Origin of the sequence: Vibrio viridaestus (genome assembly GCF_003856525.1) — a bacterium.
GTDB lineage: Bacteria > Pseudomonadota > Gammaproteobacteria > Enterobacterales > Vibrionaceae > Vibrio > Vibrio viridaestus.
In genome coordinates, this window is record NZ_RJVQ01000001.1 from 743137 (window position 1) to 768834 (window position 25698).

A 25698-nucleotide genomic window follows, 5' to 3' on the forward strand; every position below is an offset into this window, starting at 1 on the left:
GTGCTAAAAACACGAATTAAAGGCAAATATTATGGCAACGTTAGGTTTTAATTTTTCCATAGACGGTCTGGATGATGACACGTTAGTGGTTCGAGAGTATCAAGGACATGAATCTATAGCGGATTCACTTGATTGGCAGGGGAAACCCTGTTTTGGGTTTCGTTATCAGATAGATCTCGCCAGTCGTCGTGATGATATAACCGCGGAGCAGTGCGTTGATAAAACCGCATTGCTAGAAGTGGTTAGAAATGGTGAAGTACTTCAGCGTGTACACGGCATTATTCGCCGATTTTCGAAAAGCGATACCGGGCATCATCATACTTTTTATTCAGTTACGTTAGTTCCTTCTCTAGAGCGGCTTTCATTACGACACAATAGTCGTTCCTTCCAACAGAAAACCGTACCGGAAATTCTCTCAGTTCTTCTTCAGGAAATGAATATTTCTGATTACTCCTTTGCAGTAAAAAAAGACTGTGCGCAACGTGAGTTTTGCGTTCAATACCGAGAAACCGATCTCGAGTTTTTCCATCGTCTTGCGGCAGAAGAAGGACTTGTTTATAGCTTCGTTCATTCCGAAGACAAGCATCTACTTTTAATCATCGATAATCGTGACAGCTTCCAGACGATGGATGGAGAGGTTCCTTACAACGTTCTATCGGGTGGCGCGACCGATACTATGTATATCAGTCAAATGACGGCCCACACTCAAGCTGAAGTCAGTAGTGTTAGTGAACAGGACTACAGTTTTAAACGTCCTGCTTATAATTTCGCACAGTCAGCCCAGGCCGATTCAATCGATTATCAGCTAGCGAGTTACGAGCACTTTGACAGCCCGGGCCGTTATAAAGATGACAGTGTAGGTAAAAAATTCACCCAAACCCGACTTGAGTATTTACGTCGTCACGCGAAGACTGCGACTGGTTTAAGCAACCATAGTCAACTTCAGGCTGGGGTCATGTTTACCATGAGCGAACATCTGGACACAGAAATGAATCGTGAATGGCTTTTGGTCTCGATGGATCATCAGGGGACTCAGCCTCAAGCGCTAGAAGAGGCGGGAGGCCATGGTGAAACGACCTATGCAAACCAATTTACCGTTATTCCTTCTGATACCGTTTGGCAAGCTGAGCCTCAGCCTAAGCCTCAGGTAGACGGTCCATGTATCGCCACGGTGGTGGGACCTAAAGGGGAAGAAATTTACTGTGATGAATACGGACGAGTGAAGTTGCTCTTTCCTTGGGATCGCTACAGTAATGGTGATGAACTGAGTTCGTGCTGGGTTCGAGTTTCTCACGATTGGGCTGGCGCGGAGTATGGTATTGTCGCGATTCCACGTATCGGACACGAAGTCATTGTTTCTTTCTTAAATGGCGATCCGGATCAGCCAATAGTGACAGGCAGAACTTACCATGCAAACAATACTCCGCCTTACACGTTGCCCGACAACAAAACCAAAACGGTTTTACGAACAGAGTCACATCAAGGCAGTGGTTACAACGAACTGAGTTTTGAAGATCAGTCTGGCAGTGAAAAAATTTCGATTCACGGGCAGAAGGATTTAGATGTACTTATTGAAAACGATCACATCAATGATATCAAACATGATCATCATCTCACCGTTGAGAATGAACACTTTACTCATGTTAAAGCTAACGATCATTTGACAGTTAATGGTGAGCAACGCATTAAGGTCACTAAAAATTTCAGTCAGGACATCGGTGGTTCGCTACAGCAGAAAGTGAGTTCTTTAACGGCAGTTCAGGCAGGCAATGCGATTTCCCTAAAAAGTGGCGCAAAAATTGTGGTTGAGGGCGGTGCAGAATTAACGCTAAAAGTTGGGGGTAGTTTCGTACACCTTGGCGGTTCCGGTGTCAGTTTAGTTGGTCCTTCGATCAACCTTAACTTTGGTGGCAGCGCTGGCAGCGGAGCCTCTTATGGCGGCAGTTCCCCTACGAAACCTAAGGTGCTGGCTGCATTAGAAAATCCGGATGAGATTGAAGATTTGGCTTCGGAGGCTTCTCTGGTTGCACTAGCAACACAAGTTAAAAATGGCATTATCGAGCCTGTGTACGAGGTAATAACTGAAGTGCTACCAGCGTTGGCTAAGTTGGATGTTGCAGCCAAAGAAGTTTGCCAAAAACAAGGTGATGGAAGTTGTGGTAAGTCGGATTGTGAGTGTTTGAACAATGCGTAGTGATGTAATTAAGCAGTATTATCTCGTGCTAGACAGAATACGAGCAGAAGACGCACCAAAAGTTTGCGCACAGGCTGGAATAGAATATCAGGCTCTTTATCTCGGAACCGCCTGGCAGCCCCAAATGGACAATAGTCCAATATGGATAAAAATTTCGCCCGAAGATGCCGTATGGAAAAAGTGGAGTAACGATCCCTTGTGGGCTAGTAGTGGTATCTTATTTGAATTTGATGAAACTGCTGATGAGCAGAATATATTGGCAAGCTTGAAAAATAATATTACGGTTTTTTCTGATGACCATCGCCTATTATTCTTTCGCTTTTATTCTCCAAGAGTACTTTCAATGGTATTACCTAATTTCAATGAAGGGAACATTGCTTCTCTTTGCGGCGTTGCAAACCGTATTTCCATTTCCCCATTATTAACCCAGCTCTATGGTTTTGAGCATATAGAAAATCCGTCTGATGAAAAGAAAGTGAATCAATTAATAATTACTACAGAGTTGGCTGAGGAGTTGTTGTCGTGAGTAAAGTTCATATTATAAAAAAGGGTGAAACACTCTCCGAATTAGCTCTCTTGTATAATACTGATACGGCTACATTGAAGGCACTAAATTCGCAACAAATTAAAGATATCGATCTCATCTATGCAGGTAATACATTATCTTTGCCTGATAAAAGTGATATTGCTTGCTGGGATGCTGCAGACAAAAATCCAGATAATAACTTATCAGCTAATAATTTATTTTCAAAAACATGTAGCATAAACACATTTGTGGATGTGCTGTACGTTCCTTCAATGCTAGGTGAAGAAGGAAAGTCAAAGCAACAGTTTCTATTTTTAACTGAAGAAGCGAAACAGGCAGTAGAAGATGAAAACACTTTATGTTCATCCGCGGTAAACCAGAAAGATAAAACCGATCGCGTAAAGGCGTTGGGTGAGCTGGGGTTAATGGATGCCTTTAACAGCTTTGCTCATGAAGCTTTTCTTTCTTCAGAGGACAAAAAATACTATCTGGATGCGATGGTAATGCGAGCTAGTCTTCTTAAACAAATGGGTACTCGCGATTCGCAGGTTTATTTACCAGAAGATTATAAAGAAATAGGTGTTGATGGAGCTAGAGAGGATGCCCAAAAACTAAAAGAGAAGTACGAGCGACAGTTGGAGAACCTAAAAAAATATTACTGTGATATCTATGGGGACGACTTCTTACAACAAAAAGCGTGGGCTGATTATTATGAGCAAGCGAAAGAGAATTTCTCAGCGCGTTACACCCGATCTTTAAAGTTATTACAAAAGGATGTTTGCCAGGGTATCGAGCGTAAGATCGAGCATTATGAGAGTATGGCTAAACAGGAAGCGAAACAGACTAAGCTTCCTCAAGGGGAATTAACCTATCATTTTACTGATTGTGGATATTACTCATCCAACACGAGTTCTGCGACCTATGATCTGATTAAGACATTACTTGAGAGACGTTCGAAAGCAAGCTTGCATATCCTATACGATATCAAATCAGAAGACTTTAGTCAGGATATCGTGGATTTAGATCGTGTTGATGAGTTCTATTCACTGTGGAAACAGAATAATACGAAAATTAATGATTGCTTATCTCAACGTGATCTAACTGCTATTCGGATTCTAAGAAAGGGATTCGATTATAAGCAGCTTGTGAGAGATTTGACTCAAAATGGAATTAACTATTCTCACCCAATGGCAGCAATTGTTGGGTTAAACTTATTGTCTGTCGCTGTTAAGGAACAGTGCTTGTCAGAAAATGAACTACTTGGTGGGAAAGACGATGTCAATAAAGTTAGAGAGATATTTGAAGAACAGGACCCTGATCTTCGTCGAATAAAAACTTGTTTATCAAGTATTAATATAAATACTCTAGGTTTTTATCCAGCTTATGTATTACAACTCCTAATCCTCAAAGATGTGGCCGCCCGAGTAAAGGACTTTGCTGATCTCGTTGGTGTAAAGAATGAAGACTATATAAAGTTAGTTAAGAGTATTCTTCCTTATGCGCAGCAATGCGCAGAGAGAGTGAGTTCATTACGTAGTACTGCGGAAAGTAATAAATCAAGCCCGAGTCTTTTTTATAAATTAGATGGTGCTAAATTTGAAGGCCAAGAAATTAGTTCAATGCCCGTTCAGTTAGTCTGGGATGAGACAAACTATAGACCGGAAGATTTAAGCGATCATCTTTTTGCTTCAAGTGGTGAAAATAGCTGCCACATCGTTGAATGCTCATTAGCGAGTCAATATAAGGAACATAAAACGTTATACCTACGTTCTAACTGTGCCATTTTGAGCTCCGATTCGACAATACACAAGAACCATGTAAAGAGTTATGCAGTGTCGTCGACTGGATCATCTATCAGTACTAATGAAAGTATTACCTACCAATTAGGGAAAAAATGGAGTGAAAGTGGCAGTGTTGAATGGAAAGATGAGGGGCCATTAGCTGATGTTGATGATGTTGCATGTTTTCCTTGGATAAAAGAGAAGTCAAATATTCTTGGCGTCCCGGGTACATACGACTGGAGTGCTTCGGCGCAGTTTATGCGATTTGTGAACTCAGCAAACGCATCGTTGTCAGCTGATATTGAATCAGTAGAAACAAAAGCATCATCGTCAGCCAACAGTAAATCAGTATCAGCAAGTAGTGACTTTGGAATGAAATTAATTTTGGCGTCTGGGAAAAGTACAATAAATGCAAGGTTTCCTGCCGAAGACGCAAAAGAAATACTGTTACCTTATATAAGTCGCTCTGGTGGTTCTAAGACAAAAGAACGAAATATCGGGTCTTTTATCATGGAAATTGTAGGAACGGTTTACGGTGCTATTGCTGCCAGTATGACGTTGTCCAATAAGCTTCAAGTTGGAAATAAACCTAATGGGCAGTTCGGAATTCGGGGAGTTACATCGACAACAACGAATTATGCAGAAGCGAACTTTAGCGGCGCGGCTTTTGCCGGCCTTAAAGTAGGGGGATCAATCGATTGTAAGTTTAAATGGAAGCCAACGGAATCGGATGCAAAAAGTTTAAATATTAAACAGGAATTCAAAGATTTATTTAAGATCGGCGGTGGCGTCGAAGCGCAAGCCGGTATTGGCGGTAAATGCACATTCAGTTTGACGTATCAAAAAGGGCGTTTCTTAGTGGTTCTAGATGCGGGGCTGACCAGTGGATTAGGGTGCGAGGGAAAAGTAGCAGCTGAGATCAACCCGGAGAATATTGATGATTTGTTTACAGTGCTTATTAACTTGATGACTCACAGTGATTTTAAGCGTTTTGCATTTATCGATGAAGAAGGTGATGAAGATGAAACGTTTAAAAAGTTTAACGACATGATAACCGTCGCTGTTATGTTCGGTTTATCGTTTGGAGAGCTTGCATTAATACCATTTAAAGTTGTTGATGAGATGCAAAAGCGAGCACGAGAAGAGCGAAATGCGCCATTTGTTGCTAATTTCTTATTAGACAAAGAGAATATTAAGAAAAATGAAGCATGGATTAAAAATATGCCTGCAGAAACGTTATCTAAGCTTCTGACTTTATTGGTTACTTATCATGTTATTCCTGGTGAAGAACATTTATTTGGATTAATCGGTGCAGATACCCCTAATCGAGATGCAATTGCCGAACATAATGCAAAACAGATTAAGGCTATTTTAAAAATTTTTGAGTGGTTAGGCGCGAAGGGAATGCCAAGCAATGTACAACTTACCCGTTTTGAAAATGCTGTTCAGCGAATGGGTTTGAATGATCCTACTCAGCTTGATAATGGGAAAAAATGGGAATTCTACGCAGAGAACTTACTTAAAATAAAAGCTTTTTTTGATGCTTGTTTAATGAATAAATATAACTTGGTTTTAGATGATGATTTTGGTGGTGAAACGTATAATCAGTATATTAAAAACTCTCATCGTTTTTTTGTAAATTATATTCACTCCTTGACGATTCGTAATGGATTATATCAAAAGGGTGCTTCTAAAACTCATCATGGGGCTCAAGTTAGTTTTCCTCAATATGTGGTTTTAGATAACCGTAAAAATATCGAACAACAAGGGTATAAACAATTTAACTGGGAGAACTTAGTAGAATGATAAAGATTATAAGTTTTTGTTTTACTTTTTTGTTTTTTTTAAGCGCAGAAATTTCAGCAGCTACTATTGAAGATGGTATTATTCAATTTAATCAAAGAAATTATCAACAAGCGAAAACGATATTTAAGTCTTTAGCGGAACAGGGTAATAGTAGAGCAACTTTTTGGCTGGGTATTGCTCAGTTTAAAACAGGTAAACAGTTTGATGCGGGGGGTACTTTACTCAAAGCTGCAGAGGAGGGGAATCCCTGGGCTATGCGTTTGATGGTTCCTAGTCAAAATGGATACTGTGATTATTTAGGTTGGGATTGTGATGAAGCTTGGATGGATAAAGCCATTAGTAGTTGGGAAAAACTAGCAGAAAAAGGTGATGGGAAAGCGATTTATGCCCTATTGCGCTATAGGAAAAAATCTTGGTGGAGTAATATTTCTTTATTATCAGATGACGAAAAAAATCGCTTTAAATTGATTAAAAAAGCTGTTTATGCTGGCGGATTTAAAGCTGCTAGTTACAATCAATTCCGCGGAATGCATAATATTGAAGAGCAATTAGAGCTATTGCAGTATGAAATCGATAAAGGATACGCTCCTGCAATGGTAGACTTATACCTTATTGCTAAAGAAAATAATTTTGAGGTGAATGCTTCTGAATCATTATTGATGCGAGCGTTAAAACTAGGTTATAGTGGTGGCGCTTTTTCTTTATACTATTCTGCTAACGATAAATTGCCAGAAATAAGTACGGTAGATGATGTAGTAAATATTAGTGATAAAGATAAACTCTTATTTAAAGATGCTTATTTTTATGCTCTAATTGCTAAGTACTTTGGAAAAGAACATGCTGAAATGACTATTAAATACTGGGTTTCAAAAAAAAATGGTGATAGTGTTTATCTAAATGTTCTTAGTAATAAGGAAATGAATAATATCTCTAAGAAAGTTGAACGGTTTCTAAGCGTTATTAAAATAAATGATTTTAATGATGATTCAACCGTTGGTGGGTATGTCGCAAATTAATATCAATTTTAGTATTTGTTTTTTATTCATCACATTACTTATTCTCTCCCACCAAAAACTCTCGAGACGCCTCAAAATAGGGGGCGTCTAGATAACTTTAAAATGGAACTTTGAGTTGAAATTGGACTTAAATTCTTACGGTAAGATTGATGCATTGATGTTCATTCGATAAAGCTTTCTTGTCGGAGGTTGATTAAGAGATATGAACTTCAAACTTCCGGTTCAATTTCTATTTGGCATTAGCTCAATGATTGGTTGAACCAACCCATAGAGTTTTATACATTCCTGCTGTCCCAATGAAAGATGTTCGAGGATATCCGGTAATAGTCATGCTTTTCAGTGAAAGGCATGTTGAGTCAGGTATAACGAATTTTGTGGTTGGAAGGTGAGTGCTCCGATTAAGCTAATTCAGCTTTATCGGGGCACTCTCAATACTCATGTCCATTAACAGACTTTAATGGCGGCTTTTCTTCAGGTCTTGCAGTTCTTCACTTGACCAAATTTTGCGTCTAAAGCGTGGGTTTTTAGACGACATATCGATCTTGTAAGGGTTTGATTCTTTGGTTTGCGGTAAATCCAAAATGTTGCAAAGCTCTTGTGTTAGCCATTTCTCCACTTTTAGCACGACCATTTTCTTACGCAGACGACCTTGTTCGTCACGGTTCAAAATGGTTGGTAACGTGTTCAGTGTTAAAATCTCTCCTAATGCAGGATGGGCCATACGATCACGGCCTTCATTGCTGGCATAGAAGTGCGACACCGCAAACACCATGCGCTCAGGATTGATTTGCTGTAAGAATTTGCACGATTTAATGATAGTAGAGCCGGTGCGAACCATGTCATCAAACAGTACGATGCTGGCGTTATCCAAACCTTCAAACGTATGTTCACTTTCTTTATGAAGCGTGATTTCAACTTTACGCTCAGCGGTACGCTCTTTGTCCAACATGATGAACTTAGCTTTGTTTAAACCCAGTGTTTTGTACATTTGTTTCACGAAGTCACGCGCACCTTTGTCTGGTGCACACAGTACAAGGCCTTCTCCGTCATCTCCATAGTTGAGGATATCGGAATTTAGTAAGTAATGTGCGTATATTTCGTAAGGAATCAGGTTGTGGAAGTGGCCTTCAAAGACTTCGGTGAAGATCTTCTGCACAGAGTCTGAGTGGTTATGGATTGTTATGACAGTGTCTACGCCCGACAGCTTCAACATTTGCGCGTAAAGCTTAGCGGTAAACGGTTGACCATCAAATTTCTTGATATCTTTGACGTCACGTTCAAAGCTGGTTGCACCTAATTCTTTGTGCGCGCCACGATCCTGTGCGCTGTAAAATAAATCGGGTTCAACCAATACAACGCGATCTGCGCCATTCTCTTTTGCAGCACGAGCAATAATGAAGTTAGTCATGGCCAATTCTTGACGGCTTTGAATACGGCTCGTCGTACTGACGATTATCACCGCTTTACCTTTGAGCTTACGGCCAATGTTTTCGAAATCAGTTTCGTCCGAGATGAAGCGTGGGCAAAACTCAGAGTTCATAAATTGCTTCATGCTAATGATATCAGCAATGTCTTCATGCTGGCCCATGGCATAAGCGATATCAATAGCAAACGGATTATCAGAAGAGTTACTAACAACGACGACGTTGGGTGACTGACTGGTCGACAAAGTCATGGATGGTCCTTACGAGGAGAGTGACGTTTGCGAGTATTTTACACTTCTCGTCAAAGAAAATCCTCATAGAGTTGCGCCCTAGTTACATCAATAGGTTTAACCAATTGCACTAATAGGTTATCTCAATGTCTTAACACTAGTCCTTAAATTTTATAAGGAATATAGTGGTATGAGACCTAATCAATATAGAGTTAAAAAGGATTGGGTCGAAACTAGTCAGCGTTGCCAATAACAAAACGATTATAAGGCAACTTTATAAAAATGATTAAGACTAACAACTCAAGAGGAGAGAATGATGGCCTATTCAACTACGAACCCATTCACTGGTGAAGTAATTAAAACCTTTCCTAACGCAACAAATGAAGAAGTAGAACAAGCAATCGCTCAGGCTCATGATGCCTTTCTTGATTGGCGTGATACTGGTTTTGCGCAGCGCGCGACTGTTTTACAAAATGCTGCCAACTTATTGCGTGAAAATCAGCGACAATATGCGGAACTGCTGACTCTTGAAATGGGTAAACTGGTCTCCGAGGCAGAAGCGGAAGTTGAGCTTTCAGCACAAATACTTGAATACTATGTTAATAACGCAGAAAGTCTATTGGCACCAAGAGTTATGGAATCTCAAGACCCTTCTGTTAAAAAAGCAATGATTGTTGATGAACCGTTGGGTGTTTTACTGGCCATTGAGCCTTGGAATTTCCCTTTCTATCAGATAGCACGAATACTTGCGCCTCAGCTGTCAGCTGGTAATACGTTGCTTCTTAAACACGCATCAAACGTTCCTCAATGTGCAGCGGCATTTGAACAATTGATGTATGACGCAGGTCTGCCGAAAGGGGCGTTTAGAAATCTGTATGCGACTCGTGATCAAGTTGAGATGATCATCAATGATAAGCGAGTTCATGGGGTTGCATTGACAGGGTCTGAAGGTGCCGGTGCTATTGTTGCCAGTCAGGCTGGTAAAGCAATGAAAAAATCTACCCTTGAATTAGGTGGAGCGGACGCATTTGTTGTGCTGAAAGATGCGGAGCTAGAAAAAACGGTTAAGTGGGCGGTGTTTGGTCGTCACTGGAATGCTGGTCAGGTTTGTGTGTCTTCTAAACGTCTGATTATTGAAGATGCAATATATGATGAATTTGTTGAACGTTATCAGCAAAGCGTAGCAAAATTGGTTGCTGGTGATCCCATGTCTCCAGATACAACATTGGCTCCTCTTTCCTCACAAGCGGCAGCGGATGAAGTAAAAGAGAAAATCGCAAAAGCGGTTGAATATGGCGCAACTGCTATGCAAGTCGGTCCCGAGGTTCCAAAACAAGGTGCTTTTGTGCAACCAACGATTCTTACTGGGTTAACACCCGATAATCCCGCTTATTACTGGGAGTTCTTTGGTCCTGTTTCGATGATATTCCGTGCGAAAGATGAAGATGATGCGGTTAGAATCGCAAATGACTCACCATTCGGCCTTGGTGGTTCAGTATTTGGTCAGGATGAAGCGAATGCAGAGCGCGTTGCTCATAGGATTTCTACCGGTATGGTATTTGTTAACCATCCGACAGCTGTTAAAGCTGACTTACCGTTCGGTGGTATAAAACACTCGGGTTACGGCCGAGAACTTATCGATCTGGGTTTGAAAGAATTTGTAAACCACAAATTAGTCGCAGTGACTGATATTGACGGTAGTTTCTAATTAGATATTAGAAGGTATATAAAAAGAGGTAGCTTAGCTGCCTCTTTGGTAAACATTTCATGGAAATTCGGCTAAGCATAACTTTGGGCTTTTTGCGCAAGCCTCTTCGCTGCTTTGCTATGACGGTGAATTAAAGCCTCTAAATCAAGTCCAATCACTTCACCATTTGCAACGCGCCATTGCCCGCTCACCATTACCCGATCTGCTTGTTGTGCGCCACATAAAATCAGGGCGGCTAAGGGGTCGTGACTGCCCGAAAATCGAATATCATCCAATCTGAACATAGCAATATCTGCTTGTTTTCCTACAGCAATCTCACCAATATCACTCCTACCCATGGTTAGGGCTGAACCCTTCGTTGCCCAACGTAATGCATCTGTATGAGAAACCTTGGCTGAGCCATATTTTAGTCGCTGGAGGTACATGGCCATTCTGACTTCTGCAATTAGATTTGAACCATCGTTCGACGCTGAGCCATCAACGCCCAGTCCAACTTTTACGCCTGCTGATTCTAATTCGAGGTTCTTGCATATACCGGAGGCGAGCATCATATTTGAGGTTGGGCAATGAGCTACGCCGATCTGAGCCTTACCTAGCCTGATGATTTCCTCTGAATTAAAATGAATGCCATGGGCCAGCCAGGTTCGGGAGTGCAGCCAGCCTACCTCTTCCAGGTAATCAACCGGACGTAAACCAAATTTTTTGAGGCAGAAATTTTCTTCGTCAATCGTTTCACATAGATGGGTGTGTAACATCACCTCATGCGCTTGGGCAAGTTGTGCGGTTGCTTTCATTAGATCGGTTGTGACGGAAAATGGCGAGCAGGGCGCGAGTGCTATTTGTGTCATCGCTCCCTCACCACTCTGGTGATAATCTTTTATCAGTCGCAAGCTATCATCAAGAATTGTCTGTTCACTTTGTATTGTATGTTGGGGTGGTAATCCTCCGTGATCTTCTCCTAAGCTCATTGAACCTCTGGTCAATATTGCTCGGATACCTAATTCGCGCGCAGATTCGACCTGTATATCGATAGCGTGCTCTAAACCTTGAGGAATAAGATAATGATGATCTGATGCAGTTGTGCAACCCGAAAGGAGTAATTCAACCAGCGCAAGATCCGTTGCTGCACGCATCATCTCTTCATCAAGCTGAGCCCAAACAGGGTAAAGGCTAACGAGCCAATGAAATAGCTCTTTATTGAGGGCTCCCGGATAGGCTCGGGTAAGCGTTTGGTAAAAGTGATGATGGCTATTAATTAGCCCAGGAGTGACAACGTGTTGAGAAGCATCAATGGTCGTGTCTATCTTATTGCGGGGAAGCTTGTTAAGTCCAACCAATTCGATGATCTGATTGCCTTGGACAACCAGTCCGCCTCTTGCATCATCTTGGTTAGCGGTAAATACGCCAAGTGGATTCTTAATCCAAATTGTTTCCATTCATAATTTTCCTTAGCCATCTCAACCATTTCAGGGGAGAGGGTCTTTGCTTTATTGTTTATTGAAAAAGAGGTGCGACAAGCATAATAAAGGAGAAATGGTGACTTTGCTATCAGCCAGGAAGGTATTGCTTGACGGATAGAAGCTAAATATTGAGTGACTTGAGAAGGCGACTTGAGCTCGCCGTCTGGCGGGCATATAATTCTGCGCAAACTATCTAAAATCAAATCATTATGTCTAAAAACTCAATTGTTATTATCGGTCTGTGTAACCCTAAAAGTCCCACTAATGTTGGGGCTGTAATGCGCGCCGCAGGTTGCTACCAGGCGGATCAAGTAAGATATAATGGTACTCGCTATGACCGAGCTGTACGTTTTCAGACAGATACTAAGAATAGTCTGGACAAAATAGACTTGGTATCCATGGACGACCTAACCGCAGATCTAGACGAAGGTGTGAAGATTGTTTGTGTCGAACTTGTTGTTGGTGCAACTTCTCTGCCTGATTTTATTCATCCGGAAAAAGCGATTTATTTGTTCGGTCCAGAAGATAACTCTTTACCGCAGGAACTCGTTAATCGGGCTGATCATGTGGTGTATGTTCCGACGGTGGGATGTATGAATCTTGCTGCTACCGTTAACGTTGTTTTATATGACCGCTTAGCAAAATCAAATTCGATCATCGATGATGAGGAACGAGTATTAGCCAGTAGAGATAATCGAAATCGATTGACGATAAAAAATAATTGCCCTGAAGCATAGAAAGACATTTACGCAACAATCTGATCTCTACCATTGTGCTTGGCTTGGTAGAGCTTTGCGTCAGCACGTTTGATTAGCTCTTCACATTGCGAGTGATTTTGGCAAAACACACCGCCACTTATCGTAATCGGAAAATGAATTTCTTCGAACGTGAGTTGAGATACTTTTATTCGAATGATTTCCGCTATCTCAAAAGCTTCAACTTCAGTTGTATCTGGAAGAACCACTAAGATTTCTTCTCCACCAAATCGTGCAGCAAAGTCCTGATCGCGAATTTCAGATTGAATAGTATGCGCGACTTTTGATAGCACTACGTCACCAATATGGTGCCCATAGACATCGTTTACGCGCTTGAAATAATCTATATCGAACATAATTACTGAAACGGGCGTTTTTGAGGTTAGCCGATTGGTAATATAAGGAATTAAAATTGTATCGATATAACGGCGATTATATAAATTCGTTAAGCCATCGTGATAGAGCAGGGAGTTAATTCTTTGTGTCGTTTTGTTAGAAACTTCAGCTAATACTTCGAATTCTCTATAAACGACGCGATCTTTATTAATTGGATTGAGGTTATCTGAGCTTAATTCTAAGTTTCTGGTGAAAAAACGAATACTACGATTAATATGTGTTGCCACAATTTTCGCGATTATAAGACTGATGGCGAAGATGCCAACAGTAACCAAAATAATATTTTTAATACTATTGCTTAGTTGTTCGTTTAATTCCTGTTGGTTCCTTTGTATTGCTTGTCGCAATGAGGTCATATCAGCGCCCGAGCCAATCACCCAGTTCCACTCGGGAATGGATACGACATAGGTAAGTTTTTCACGTTGTACAGTTCGGTCTGTATCGCTTGCGGGCCAATGATGAGTTAGAAAACCGTAATGGGGTTCTTTTTTTACTAAATCGATTTGATTTTTATAAACGTACTCACCATTTTCATCTTGCAAATTAATATTATTTTTATCAATTAATGAGGGGAAGCGACCATTGGCAAGTTCGGTACCGGCAAAATCATGAATAAATACATATTGATCATTATTTTTGCCATAGGTGAGTTGGTTAACATAGGATTTGATTTCAGTTTGTATTTGATTTCTCACTACATCAACATATTCACCCGTGCCGAAGTACCAACCTAGTGGTTTGAATTCGTGTACGTAGGCAATCTTTTTATATTCTTTTTTACTCTTGCCTGGTTTTATCCAGTAACCTTCGACAAATCCAGCGCCTTGTTTTTGAACTAGGGCAATTTCATCCCGTAAAACATAGTTACCCCGTACATCCTGTAAGTCTAGCTGATTCGTGCCCTCTGTCTTTGGAGCAATAGGATAGAGGATGACGTCGCCATCGAGCGTATCTATAAAGTAGTAACCACGACCATTATTGTATCTTAGACCTCGAATGGTCTCGCGAATAAGACTGGTGAGTTGGGGACGAGTGAGTTCATCTTTATTTTCGTTGTATAAGTGATTAATAAGATGATTAATCTCTAGAATTCGATTACGTAGTTCGTCTTTTAGTAGTGTTTCAGTGGTTTCTTTTCTGTAGTTAATAAAACTGACGATGGTATCGACACGGTTTTTAAGTTCATCACGAACGCGATTAGTATGATACTCCTGAATACGGGCCGAATCCCTATCGTATTTATCAAAAATACTATTAACCCATAGTAGAGAAGTTATCAAAAGGGCAAGTGAACCAACGGTGATAACATTGAAGAAAACAAAAAAAGTAAGGCGCTTTTTCTTCATCGCTGTTATTCCCTATTTTTTACTAGCGTATGTGACGACATTGAAAGACATTCTTATAAAATTTTTATAATTGCATACTAGAATATACAGATAGAGAAACACTACCAACTTTCTGCAATAAGTAAAACTTAATTATTATAAGTAGAGTTGTCAGCTAGAAAATAAATGCATTTATTTTCTAGCACAGTGTTTACGAGATATCTATTTGTCTAAATTGAGCTTATCAGTCCAACATATTAGAACGTCTCATAAATTGCATAAGGCATAAGTTTATTCTCATTGCTATCCCGACTAGAGTATGCCCGCCCCATATAAATATGGATCGTATTTAATCAATGAGAGCGATAGTTCACCTATCATGCTCTCCATACAATAGTGGAAATTAATAATGACAGATACAACAACGTCGGAAGCAGTGGTAAACAATAAACTAGTAATGAGCGATGACGGTAGAACTCACGCAATCATTTGTTATTCACTTATGCTACTTGCATGCTTATTAGGTTTTACCAGTATTATCGCAGTGGTTTGGGCTTATATTAAGAGAGGAAATACAGGAGATCCGATTGCAGATCAGCATTTATCAAATGTTATTACAGTATTTTGGGTTAGCCTTATTTTAAGTATTGTTGGCGCACTCACCTGGTTCTTTTTTATTGGTGGTTTTATCATATTAATCACTGCGATTTGGGTAATTTATCGAATGGTAAAAGGTCTGATTCGAGTTTTGGATCGTAAACCGTTCAACGATTCCTTCGCATAAGAGGTTATTATGAATACAGTAGCGAAAATTTTGATTGGTATCGTTGCGACGCTTCAGGCTGGACTTGGCATATTATCTCTGTTTTTAACTGGTACCTTTGCATCTTTCTTCGGTCCTGAGTTGGCATCGTTGATTTCAGTTTTACCGTTGATTTTATTAGTCTGTGCTGCTTTAGGCTTTTGGGCAATTAGTAAAAACAGCCGACCAGGTCAATTTGCCTTTGCTATTCTATTATTAGCCGGATGGCCTGCTGGAACAGTGATTGGAATTGTAACCATTCTTTGTCTTCTTATTGGTGGTAATGACACAACACCGACCTCTACTGCCGTAAACTAAATCTCGAACTTTAGGTCGAACACCTGACGAGAGAGAAAAAGAAGCTCGTCAGGTGCTCCTTACACACTACAAGTTTGAATTTTTGTCCTTAGCTTGTAGTGAATCATTTTTTGTCGGTTTACCCAGGTTTTTCTCAAACCACTGCACTACTTTTTGGATCACAGGTTTTTGGAACCAGTGAATATCGCCGTGCTCAGCACCTTCTAAAACAACATAATCCACTTGGTTATTTTCTGCTTTCAGCGCCTTGAATAACTGATAACTTTGAATCGGTGAAACCAATGTATCTTTGTCACCATGCATGATTAAAAAAGGTGGCTTCTTACCATGAATATGTCCCATCGGACTGGCGTTTAGCGCTTTTTCTTTATCAGCCATAATAGATGCACCTGCGAACGTTCTAAACGCAGGGCCATAAACAAGTAGAGATTCCGTTGAGGATAACGACTCGTGGACTTTATCTATTTCAGCGCCAAAACCTTCGCCAATATTGAGCAGATTTGATATGCCGTAAATTGTCGCAGCGGCCTGTACATCTGACGAGTAATTTAAGTTTTCACCAACGTCCAAACCCTGTTCTCCATTAGTGGTTCCCATCATTTGTGACAGCCAACCTCCGGCTGAATCGCCCACCACACCAATTCTGTTTGGGTTGATACCGTATTCTTTGGCATGGGAACGCAGATAACGCACCGCTGACTTTGCATCAATTACTGGTGCTGGATAAACATTTGGAACTACTCGATACTCAACCGCAGCGACAACAAACCCTGCTTCGGCGAGAGCGCTACGCATTTCTATGTATTTGTTATATTTTGCCGTAATAAAACCGCCGCCAGGAAAATATAGGATGGCAGGTTTTAAGTCGTTTGTTCTCGGAACTAATAAGGACATATGAAGTTCGCGAACTTCCTGTGACGAATGGATCTGTGAATAAACTAGATTAGGTAGAGCATCATATTGAGCTCTTGTTATGTCGACTTTCATAATGTCAGCACCATCACGAATATCGGTCATGTCCTGTGATAATGCGCTAAAGGAAGATAAGTTCATAAGGAGTGCGAGGCTTAATGATAATGTTTTAATTTTCATCGTATTTCACTCGTTTTTTGGTGTCAAATAAAGAAAGCCAGTAACGGTTGCTACTGGCTTTTGATCGAATAACGAAATTAAACGTCCATTGCGGCGTGATGGCCTTGGTAAACGGCTGTTGTAATCGTAGAGACTTTTACACAGTCACCGATCTGGTGGACGATTGGGGCACAATCCCAAAGCTCGTCTACCAACTCACGGCGAGATCGCTGACCGAGAGCACATAGTACACTCGTGCCTTCTAGTTTAACTGTCTCACCATCTTGAGTTTCACACACAACACAGTTATCACTGATTTCCATCGCTTTATGGTTTTTGTAGACCTCAATACCACATTTCTCGATTTCACCCAGTAGGATTGGACGATGGCGAATGTTGGCATCTGGCGACAGTTCAGAGTTCATCTCAACTAATTTGACGTTTTTGCCTTCGTGGGCAAAGTGAATTGCGGCTTCACAACCAGCTAGACCACCACCAAGGACAATAACGTCGTTAGTAATAACATCGATATGGTGATGGTAATCGTTAATAGTCACGACATTCGTGCCATCAATTCCCGGGATTGGTGGTACAAAGGCTTTTGACCCGGTCGCAATGATCATAACATCAGCATTCACGTCATCAGCATACGCTTTGTCTACTTTTGTATTCAGACGAATGTCAACGCCTTCGTCTTCACATAATTTACCCAAAGAAACGCCAAGCTGGTACATCTCATATTTAAAAGGCAGAGCCTGTTCGCCTATGAGGATGCCGCCAACTTCGTCACCCATTTCACAAAGGATAACCTCGTGACCGCGTCTTGCTGCAGTGAGCGCTGCTTGAAGGCCACTAGGACCTCCACCCACAACCAGTACTTTTTTCTTAACCCGAGCAGGTAGAATTTCCAAACCGTCGATTTCACGACCAATCATTGGATTCACTGCACAGCGGCGGGTACCAGTTTCAGCTCGTTCTGCCATACAAACATAACAACGAAGGCAGCGAACAATACGATCATCCTGATTAGTAATTACTTTAATTGGTAACTGAGGGTCTGCCAGCAGAGCTCGGGCCATTTCAACAATGTCCGCTTGACCTGATGCGATAATCTCTTCCATTTGTGCTGGATCGTTAAGACCGCCGATTGTGGCGACAGGAATACTGACGTGCTTTTTGATTTCTGCTGCTAAGTATACGTTGCTGCCATGAGGAAGGAACATGGATGGGTGAGTTACACCAAAACCACGTTGGTAAGTCCCTGCTGACACGTGAAGCAGGTCAATACGGCTTTCCAAAAGTTTGGCAATCTCAACGCCATCCTCCAGAGTGTAACCGCCGTCGAACAGTTCAGAACCACTCATACGAAATTCGATAGGGAAACCCGGGCCAACAGCTTTACGTACGCTGTCTAGTACTTCTTGGGCAAAACGAACACGGTTTTCTAGAGAACCGCCGTATTTGTCAGTACGTTTATTGAAGTACGGAGACAGGAACTGGTTTACCAGCCAGCCGTGGCCACCGTGCACCATCACCATTTCAAAGCCGGCTTTCTTAGCGAGGGCCGCCTTTTCACCATAAGCAGTTACAATCTCGTCAATCAGCTCCTGGGTCAGGGCTTTTACCTCACGACCATCTGGACGAGTACCGTCGCTCGGACCCCATTGGTTTAGGCCCGCTTTTTTATCTTTATCTACAAGGTAAGTCCCTGCGTACTGACCACTATGGGATAGTTCGACGCTGGCTATGGCACCGTGGCGGCGTATAGCATCAGCGGTATAGGTGAAACTGGCTAATGAATCGACAGTCTGAAGATCCAAATGGTACATGTGTGAACCTTCAGTTTTTGGGTGCACTACCAATTCACTGACGGTGACGGTTGCAACACCACCTTTCGCACGGTTTTCATAGAATGCGGTTGTTTTAGGACCAACTGTACAATCTTTAGTGATATCAGTACCGCCCATTGGCGCACCAAACATACGGTTTCTAAAATATACGTTACCAATTTTGATTGGTTTACTTAGATTTGGATATTTTCTTTCCATTGCTCATTCCCCCGAAGCTTAGTTCGCAGCAGCAAGAGATGCTGCACTTAATTTTTTGGTAATAATTCTGAATAGATAACTTAGGATCAGTCCGGCGATACAAAAGCCGATTCCGATTAAAAAGGCATCTTTGAAGCTATGAGTTGTCATCACGACATGCTTCATAATTGTTGGGCCAGTAAAGCCAGCGATAGCGAAGCCAGTAAACATAATTCCGAAGTTGACGCTGTTATTTTTCACACCAAATTGATCGGCAGTGAAACCTGGGAACACGCCCATAAATGCGCCAAAACAAACCCCGACGATAGAGATGCCAATATAGAATTCAGTGACATCACCGGTATTGGCTACATAAAGGAAATACAGGCCTATAATTGTTAGAGCGCATGCGAAAGTGAGCGTATTAATACGGCCGATTTTGTCTGATAACCAGCCAGCCATAATGCGGCCTAAAACATTGAAAAGAGCTAATGTGGATACAGCGCCTGTTGCGGCAGCAGTTGACATGCCAATCATTTTTTGTGCTAACGGTGAAGCGAGTACGATACACATCAATCCAGCTACGGCACCGCAAGTTAGCAGAAGAATCATCACGTAAAATGTTGGTGTTGATAGCATCTCTTTCCACGTTTTATCATTCGATTGCATCGATGCTTGAGCTTTGTTGGGTTTCCACCCTGAAGGAGTAAATCCAACAGGACATTTATGAATAAAGAATGCGCTGCCGCAAACAATGATTGTGAAGGCTGCACCGATGATTTTGAATGCCGACACGACGCCTGCGTCTGCTGTAATGGACGCGGCAATCGGCGGAATGATAACTGAGCTGATACCAAATAGGGCTGTTGTTAATCCACCGACTAAGCCACGTTTGTCTGGGAAGAACTTAATACAGGTGCTGATTGTTGAACCATATACCATCCCCAAGCCTAAGCCGAGTAGTAGTCCATAGCTTAAAATGAGGTGATTAATATGAGTTGCAAGCCCAGATAAGAACATGCCTCCACCGAACATCAATCCGCCAACAAAAATAACGACTCTTGGTCCCAATGTGTCATTTATTTTGCCGCCAGTAATCATCGTTATTGGTCCGACTGAGTTAGCTACGATAAAGACAATCGCGAGGTCAGCTGGCGTTAAGCTAATATGATTAATTGAGCTGAGATGAGCGGCCATTGGCGCTGCAAAGACGCTCCATGCATACATTGACCCAACACATAGGTTGATAAAACATGCTGCGATAAGTATTGACCATCTTTTTTTTGAGTAATCCATATTATCGTCCCCCAAGTTTTCGTTGTTTTATTTGCTCACGTACAAACATTTCTTCACCCTATAGATATAAAATTAATTATTAAATTTTGAACATGTAAATATTGACATGTTTGTGTTGACTCGATCATTGTCATAAATCATGTTTGTTGTTGGAAATTGGGGTGTTTGTTATGATCTTTTCGGCTTATCGTGTTTAAGGAACAAAAATGAGAGTTCTTAAGTATGCAATTCTTGGATTATTGAACCGTCATCCAATGACTGGGTATGACATCAATAAAGAGTTTAATTATGAGTTAGCGGAGTTTTGGCATGCTAAGCACAGCCAGATCTACACGGAGTTAAAGAAGCTTCATGAAGAAGGGTTAGTTACATTCGATATCGAAATTAGTGGTGATATTCTTGAAAAGAAACAGTATTCGATTACCGATGAAGGTCGTGACGACTTAATTCGCTGGTTGCATAAGGATGAGCTAATTGGCAAGACTGCGAAAGATGTCTTTCGGGTTAGAATGTATTTCAGTAATTTTCTTGATGTTGAATCTCGAATTAAACTGCTTGAAAGTCAGAAAATGCAACATACTAAGCGTATGAATACGTTAATGAAAACGTCAGAGCAGTATCCCGATGTGCCGCCTGTTGATAGTGATCGCTTTGGTGATTTCATTATTCTCGAAGGTGCTATTATGAGAGAGCAACACATCATCAAATGGTTAGAGAAGTGCATTGGCTATTGCCAAAGTGAGATGAAAGAAAAAGGCGCGTAGGAATAACGAGTTTTTGTTTTTATTTGACATTGATGAGTTAAATTGTTTGCTAGAGTAACAGTAACTTCAAAATACCACTTAGTTCATATGCGCTCTATTTTCTTAAAAGCAGTGCTAGTCACCGCAACATTTGTTGTCATTTCTTCTTGCACTCACTCTCGGACAGAGAGTGCGGTGGTAAACGCCACGGGTGTTAAAACTGTGGGCAAAATCAAGTCGCATGATGTCGCAGAAGCTAGTGGTATAGTCGTATCGCGTATAAATCCTGATATTTTATGGATGAATAACGATAGCTTTAATAAATCGTCTGTTTATGCTGTTGATACGTCGGGAAAAGTGCGAGCTGAAATCAGGGTCTTAGGTAAGGAAAATATTGATTGGGAAGACTTGGCGTATTTCGAGCAGAATGGGAAAAGCTACATTCTAGTCGCAGATGCAGGTGATAATGATGAAAATAGGAAAAAGTCGTTTATCTACGCCATTGAAGAACCGGTATTAAAAAAGTCTCATTCGAAGAGACAAGTCTTTAATATCAAACCGTCTTGGTCACTCTCTTTCACTTATCCGGATGGCGCTCATGATGTTGAATCTGTAGCTGTCGACCCTTCTGACAATAAAATTCTTCTTTTATCGAAAAGAGATTTCCCACCTGAGCTGTATCAACTCCCTTTGCATGAAGGTAAGAACGTTATTGCTGAGAGATTAGGAGAGATTAAGACGCTTCCGAAACCAAAAGATCTTCATTTCCGTATTATTGATATCTTAGGGTTAACCTCGATTCCGACAGGAATGGATATCTCATCAGATGGCCAACAGTTGGCAATAATGACTTACGGAAATGCATTTATTTATAAGAAATCACCAGAACATTCTTGGATAGATATTTTAAAAGAGACGCCTCAAGTAACCATTCCTCTTCCAGAACTTAAGCAGGGAGAAGCGATAGGTTTTGATGGTTCAGGCGAGCACGTTTATATTACAACGGAAAAGCTTCCTGCTCCAATAATTGATGTCGATATTAAACAACTAGAATCTCAACAGCGGTTAGCTAAGCAGAAATAAGAAAAAGGCTGGGTCATCCAGCCTTTTCTATACTAAATATATTAAAGTGCTGCGAGTGCGGCTTCGTAGTCAGGTTCTTGTGCAATTTCTGGTACAAGCTCTGTATAGCTTACTTCGCCCTGTGCGTTTACGATAACGACAGCTCTTGCAGATAGAGCGCGAAGAGGGCCTTCAGCCAACTCAACACCGTAGTCTTTCACAAACTCTGGCGCACGGAAGAATGACGCTGTTTTTACGCCTTCAATACCTTCCGCTTCACAGAAACGACCTGCTGCAAAAGGAAGATCTGCAGAAATACATAAAACAACCGTGTTTTCTAAAGACGCTGCTTTTTCATTAAATGCACGAACGCTTGCTGCACAAACGGACGTATCAATACTTGGGAAAATATTAAGTACTACGTTTTTACCAGCTAGCTCGCTAAGTTTGATATCAGATAGATCAGCACCGCACAGTGTAAATTCAGGTGCTTTCGTTCCAGTTGCTGGGAACGAACCGTTTAGGCTTACAGGGTTTCCTTTAAAGGTTACTTGACTCATGACTTTTTCTCTTTTGTTTGTTTATAAGTAATGTATCACTTTGATAGCTTGAATCACTATGTCGGATTTGCCAAGTCAAATTTTGGTGAAGCTGTTATGAATGGTTATGAAGTCATCTCTTAATGCAATTTTTTGAAAGAACCGGACGTCAAAGTTATCGTGAAAAGATAAGCAGGCACTGTGTGTGCCGCTTATTTCTGTCATTACTTAATCTAACAGGGCAAGAAGACTGTCGGTAAACTCTTCAGTTGAGCTTGAACCGCCCATATCTTTGGTCAGTACTTCTTTTTGTTTTAGAACCTGTTCGATTGCCACTAAAATATCGTCATGAATTTCGTCATAGCCTAGATGCTGCATCATCATTGCGCCTGCCCAAATTGACCCGATCGGGTTTGCGATATTTTTTCCTGCAATATCCGGAGCAGAACCATGTACTGGCTCGAACATAGAAGGGAAGTTCTTTTCTGGGTTGATATTAGCGGATGGTGCGATTGCTATGGTTCCAGTGCATGCTGGACCAAGGTCAGAGAGAATATCACCAAACAGGTTTGAGCCGACGACGACATCAAAATGCTCCGGCATGCGTACAAAATTGGCAGTAAGAATATCAATGTGAAACTGTTCGGTTTCGATTTCTGGAAAATGTTTACCCATGGCAGCAAAGCGACTGTCCCAATATGGCATTGAGTGATAGAGGCCATTAGATTTTGTTGCGGATGTGACTTTTTTAGCAGCGCGACGAGATGCAAACTCAAAGGCGTACTTCAGTATTCTGTCTGTTCCTTTGCGGGTAAAGATGCTTTGCTGCGATACGATTTCGTCGGCACTGCCTTCGTACTGAATGCCGCCAATAGACGAATATTCTCCTTCGACGTTTTCCCTCACTACGTAGAAATCGATATCGCCTGGTTTTTTGTTAGCGAGAGGGCATGGAATACCGTCAAAAAGACGAACGGGTCTGAGATTGACATATTGTTCAAATGAACGGCGAATGGGAAGAAGCAAGCCCCAAAGAGAAATATGATCGGGTACGCCTGGGTATCCAACGGCTCCGAGATAAATCGCATCGAACTGTTGTAGAGTGTCCAGACCATCTTCCGGCATCATTCGGCCTGTTCGATGATACGTTTCGCAAGACCAGTCAAAGTGAGTCCATTCGATATTCACCCGATGTTTTTTGGCTACCTTGTTAATCACCCTCATCCCCTCAGGGATGACTTCCTTGCCAATTCCATCACCTGGAATGACAGCGATTTTTACTGTTGTCATAGTTTATCCTTCCCAAATACAGGCTTTAAAATTGCCATGATGTGATTTGAAGGTAGCCGAAAAGACGAATGAGTATTCAGGCTACCTAGAATGAATGATCTTAACGCTGATTTACAAGGCGAATCCCTTAAGAATTAACCAATGATTGAGCTAATTCTGCCAAAGTATGAGGGTTTTTCCACATAACATGCTTTGGGACTTCCACAACAGATTCACTGAAAATGCAAACCAATGATTTCAGGTACTTTACCGGGAACAGAGTAAGTGAACAGTGATTCAAGTCGACAAATGTTCTAATATCCTAGGGCCGCGGAGTGAGCAATTATTGTCTGCCTCTCATCGCACTTGCTAATGCTATTTGCCTCAGAATTGAGGGAACCTCTGAGTAATGTTCTACCCAGATCATACTGAGTCCGAGTTCATTCGCATCTTGTTCCTCTAGAAGTAACGCGAGCTTGTCCATCGTGTCTCTGGTTTTACTTACCGAGGGGGTTTTCTTGATAAAATAGTGGTTGAGATGTTTATCGGTATTTTTACGGTTAGCGACATCGAGTAAACGGCGTAAGTTTGGGTCGGTGAGGCTTAAGCCGATAAATAGGCACGTATTCTGGCTCAGTTTATTGAGCTGGATGAGATTCGACCAGCTAAACGGTTCAATGAAATGACTGTGGTAAGCATCCTCACTGAATATGACATCCATATTCGGTGGAATCTTTCCTTTTCTCGGTAGATAACCATGTACGTGATAAATAGGCAGTTCGTTAGGTGAGTTTCGTACGCCTTCCCCGTAAATTGCGCGGTATTTTATATTCTGTAAATCAAGATTTTCTTCGAGAAGCGCATCAAAATTGAACGTAATAATAGAGTCCAGGGGATTACCATCGCGTTGAGGTCTAGCTAGGTCAACAATTGCTTCCAGCACTTCGCAGGTTTCGGGATTGGAAATATAGAGTGAATGCCGCAACTCTTTTAAGAAATCCTTACCAAGATTATTTTTAAGATATTTTCCAACGACGAGTGCTGAAGGGGAGTACTTTGTGTGGAAACGATCCGCATCACCACTGTCTATTTCGAGTCCATGGTCGGCAGACATTCTTGTGATCATTGCTCTGAGCATATGGATAAGAAGATCATTCCAAGCCGGAACGCCAGCTCCGACAGAGATACCAGCGCCACATACGAGGGTCATTCTGCCTTCATGGAGAGCCTTCGCCAGATCCTTTATTTTTTTATCGCGGGCTTCTTCTCTCTGCTCTTCCCTTAAGGCGTCAGATAGAACCGTTGTTTCGATAAGCTTATCTGGTTCTAAAAGCTCGGTCAGGCGACGAATACCGCCAGTGATGTCCTGAGAAATATCCACATACATGTATTGCGATAGATACGTTGGTATCGGACCTTTATCGATAATCACCGGAATGATTCGTTGTTCCTGCTTTGACAAGTCATTTAGAGCAATAGCGGAAAATTCATGAATTGATGTCTTTGAACTGGCTGAGTTTCGACTGACCAGTAGAATGAGCACATCGGCTGTTTTGGTATTTTCTTCAATTCGTTTTAGGTAATTTTCTCCAGTTCTCATAGTCCACGTATCGTATTGAACATCATGACCTGCCGAGACTAGCGCATCATTAATCAGTCCAGCATATTGTCGATCTTGTTGACTATGGCTAATAAAAATTTTCATTGATGTATCGAGATCCGTGGGAGAAAACAGAATAAATTAATGATAGTAGAGAATAACTTAGGCTCATCATCAATTGTGTGATCACAAGTTAAAGTTCTGTGAAACCTGATTCGATTACTTTAAGCATAATATTTTCTTGTTTCATATGCCTAACTCTGATAGCTTGAAAACGTTATTTAAAGGAAACGTATTTCATGCAATTTTATTCTGCTCTCCTCTGGCTCCTTCTTATGCCCTGCGGTCGG

At 41.3% G+C, this 25698-nt stretch carries 19 protein-coding genes; 10 read left to right on the top strand and 9 right to left on the bottom strand.

The window, feature by feature from the left end:
- The first annotated feature begins 31 nt into the window (after positions 1 to 31).
- Genes EES38_RS03335 through EES38_RS03350 form a run of 4 tightly spaced genes read left to right on the top strand, consistent with a single transcriptional unit; the run spans position 32 to position 7323 of the window.
- Positions 32 to 2194, top strand: a complete 2163-nt coding sequence (locus tag EES38_RS03335; RefSeq protein WP_124935737.1) for a type VI secretion system Vgr family protein — start codon at positions 32 to 34, stop codon at positions 2192 to 2194.
- On the top strand, positions 2187 to 2720 hold the full coding sequence (locus EES38_RS03340; protein ID WP_124935738.1) for a DUF4123 domain-containing protein: 534 nt from the start codon (positions 2187 to 2189) through the stop codon (positions 2718 to 2720). The genes EES38_RS03335 and EES38_RS03340 overlap by 8 nt, the downstream gene beginning before the upstream one ends.
- Complete coding sequence (locus EES38_RS03345; RefSeq protein ID WP_124935739.1) at positions 2717 to 6307, top strand: LysM peptidoglycan-binding domain-containing protein; 3591 nt, start codon at positions 2717 to 2719, stop codon at positions 6305 to 6307. The genes EES38_RS03340 and EES38_RS03345 overlap by 4 nt, the downstream gene beginning before the upstream one ends.
- Positions 6304 to 7323, top strand: a complete 1020-nt coding sequence (locus tag EES38_RS03350) for an SEL1-like repeat protein (RefSeq protein ID WP_124935740.1) — start codon at positions 6304 to 6306, stop codon at positions 7321 to 7323. The genes EES38_RS03345 and EES38_RS03350 overlap by 4 nt, the downstream gene beginning before the upstream one ends.
- 454 nt (positions 7324 to 7777) lie before the next feature.
- On the opposite strand, the gene EES38_RS03355 is transcribed toward EES38_RS03350, so the two are convergent.
- Positions 7778 to 8998, bottom strand: coding sequence for a phosphoribosyltransferase family protein (locus EES38_RS03355; RefSeq protein WP_124935741.1), 1221 nt, complete (start codon positions 8996 to 8998; stop codon positions 7778 to 7780).
- A gap of 295 nt (positions 8999 to 9293) precedes the next feature.
- Here EES38_RS03355 and EES38_RS03360 point away from each other — a divergent pair, with 295 nt between their 5' ends.
- Complete coding sequence (locus EES38_RS03360; RefSeq protein ID WP_124935742.1) at positions 9294 to 10685, top strand: NAD-dependent succinate-semialdehyde dehydrogenase; 1392 nt, start codon at positions 9294 to 9296, stop codon at positions 10683 to 10685.
- 71 nt (positions 10686 to 10756) lie between these two features.
- On the opposite strand, the gene EES38_RS03365 is transcribed toward EES38_RS03360, so the two are convergent.
- The gene (locus EES38_RS03365; RefSeq protein WP_124935743.1) at positions 10757 to 12121 is read right to left on the bottom strand and encodes an 8-oxoguanine deaminase; all 1365 of its coding nucleotides are present in this window, start codon (positions 12119 to 12121) and stop codon (positions 10757 to 10759) included.
- 233 nt (positions 12122 to 12354) lie between these two features.
- Here EES38_RS03365 and EES38_RS03370 point away from each other — a divergent pair, with 233 nt between their 5' ends.
- A complete protein-coding gene (locus EES38_RS03370; RefSeq protein WP_124935744.1) occupies positions 12355 to 12882 on the top strand; it encodes an RNA methyltransferase in 528 nt (175 codons plus the stop codon).
- An 8-nt stretch (positions 12883 to 12890) separates the two neighbouring features.
- Here EES38_RS03370 and EES38_RS03375 read toward each other — a convergent pair whose 3' ends face one another.
- Positions 12891 to 14642, bottom strand: a complete 1752-nt coding sequence (locus tag EES38_RS03375) for a sensor domain-containing diguanylate cyclase (RefSeq protein ID WP_124935745.1) — start codon at positions 14640 to 14642, stop codon at positions 12891 to 12893.
- A 388-nt stretch (positions 14643 to 15030) separates the two neighbouring features.
- Here EES38_RS03375 and EES38_RS03380 point away from each other — a divergent pair, with 388 nt between their 5' ends.
- On the top strand, positions 15031 to 15405 hold the full coding sequence (locus EES38_RS03380; RefSeq protein WP_124935746.1) for a DUF4870 family protein: 375 nt from the start codon (positions 15031 to 15033) through the stop codon (positions 15403 to 15405).
- A gap of 9 nt (positions 15406 to 15414) precedes the next feature.
- Positions 15415 to 15741 carry a hypothetical protein gene (locus EES38_RS03385; RefSeq protein ID WP_124935747.1) on the top strand — a complete coding sequence of 109 codons (327 nt, stop codon included), beginning with the start codon at positions 15415 to 15417 and terminating at the stop codon, positions 15739 to 15741.
- A gap of 66 nt (positions 15742 to 15807) precedes the next feature.
- Here EES38_RS03385 and EES38_RS03390 read toward each other — a convergent pair whose 3' ends face one another.
- The 3 genes from EES38_RS03390 to EES38_RS03400 all read right to left on the bottom strand — a co-directional run bounded on the left by EES38_RS03390 (position 15808) and on the right by EES38_RS03400 (position 20135).
- The gene (locus EES38_RS03390; protein WP_124935748.1) at positions 15808 to 16833 is read right to left on the bottom strand and encodes an alpha/beta hydrolase; all 1026 of its coding nucleotides are present in this window, start codon (positions 16831 to 16833) and stop codon (positions 15808 to 15810) included.
- Positions 16834 to 16910: 77 nt separating this feature from the next.
- The gene (locus tag EES38_RS03395) at positions 16911 to 18860 is read right to left on the bottom strand and encodes an oxidoreductase (RefSeq protein ID WP_124935749.1); all 1950 of its coding nucleotides are present in this window, start codon (positions 18858 to 18860) and stop codon (positions 16911 to 16913) included.
- 18 nt (positions 18861 to 18878) lie between these two features.
- Positions 18879 to 20135 carry an L-lactate MFS transporter gene (locus tag EES38_RS03400; RefSeq protein WP_124935750.1) on the bottom strand — a complete coding sequence of 419 codons (1257 nt, stop codon included), beginning with the start codon at positions 20133 to 20135 and terminating at the stop codon, positions 18879 to 18881.
- Positions 20136 to 20341: 206 nt separating this feature from the next.
- On the opposite strand from EES38_RS03400, the gene EES38_RS03405 reads away from it, so the two are divergent.
- Both EES38_RS03405 and EES38_RS03410 read left to right on the top strand, forming a co-directional pair.
- Positions 20342 to 20899 (top strand): PadR family transcriptional regulator, encoded by a 558-nt coding sequence (locus tag EES38_RS03405; RefSeq protein ID WP_124935751.1) that lies wholly within the window; start codon positions 20342 to 20344, stop codon positions 20897 to 20899.
- Between the two features lie 42 nt (positions 20900 to 20941).
- Entirely contained in the window at positions 20942 to 21961 is a 1020-nt protein-coding gene (locus tag EES38_RS03410) for a hypothetical protein (RefSeq protein ID WP_124935752.1), read from the top strand.
- A 41-nt stretch (positions 21962 to 22002) separates the two neighbouring features.
- On the opposite strand, the gene tpx is transcribed toward EES38_RS03410, so the two are convergent.
- From tpx to EES38_RS03425, 3 genes are all read right to left on the bottom strand, one after another.
- Positions 22003 to 22500, bottom strand: a complete 498-nt coding sequence (tpx, locus tag EES38_RS03415) for a thiol peroxidase (RefSeq protein WP_124935753.1) — start codon at positions 22498 to 22500, stop codon at positions 22003 to 22005.
- A 207-nt stretch (positions 22501 to 22707) separates the two neighbouring features.
- Entirely contained in the window at positions 22708 to 23769 is a 1062-nt protein-coding gene (locus EES38_RS03420) for a tartrate dehydrogenase (protein WP_124935754.1), read from the bottom strand.
- A 322-nt stretch (positions 23770 to 24091) separates the two neighbouring features.
- The gene (locus EES38_RS03425; protein WP_124935755.1) at positions 24092 to 25453 is read right to left on the bottom strand and encodes a TIR domain-containing protein; all 1362 of its coding nucleotides are present in this window, start codon (positions 25451 to 25453) and stop codon (positions 24092 to 24094) included.
- Positions 25454 to 25698 lie beyond the last annotated feature (245 nt).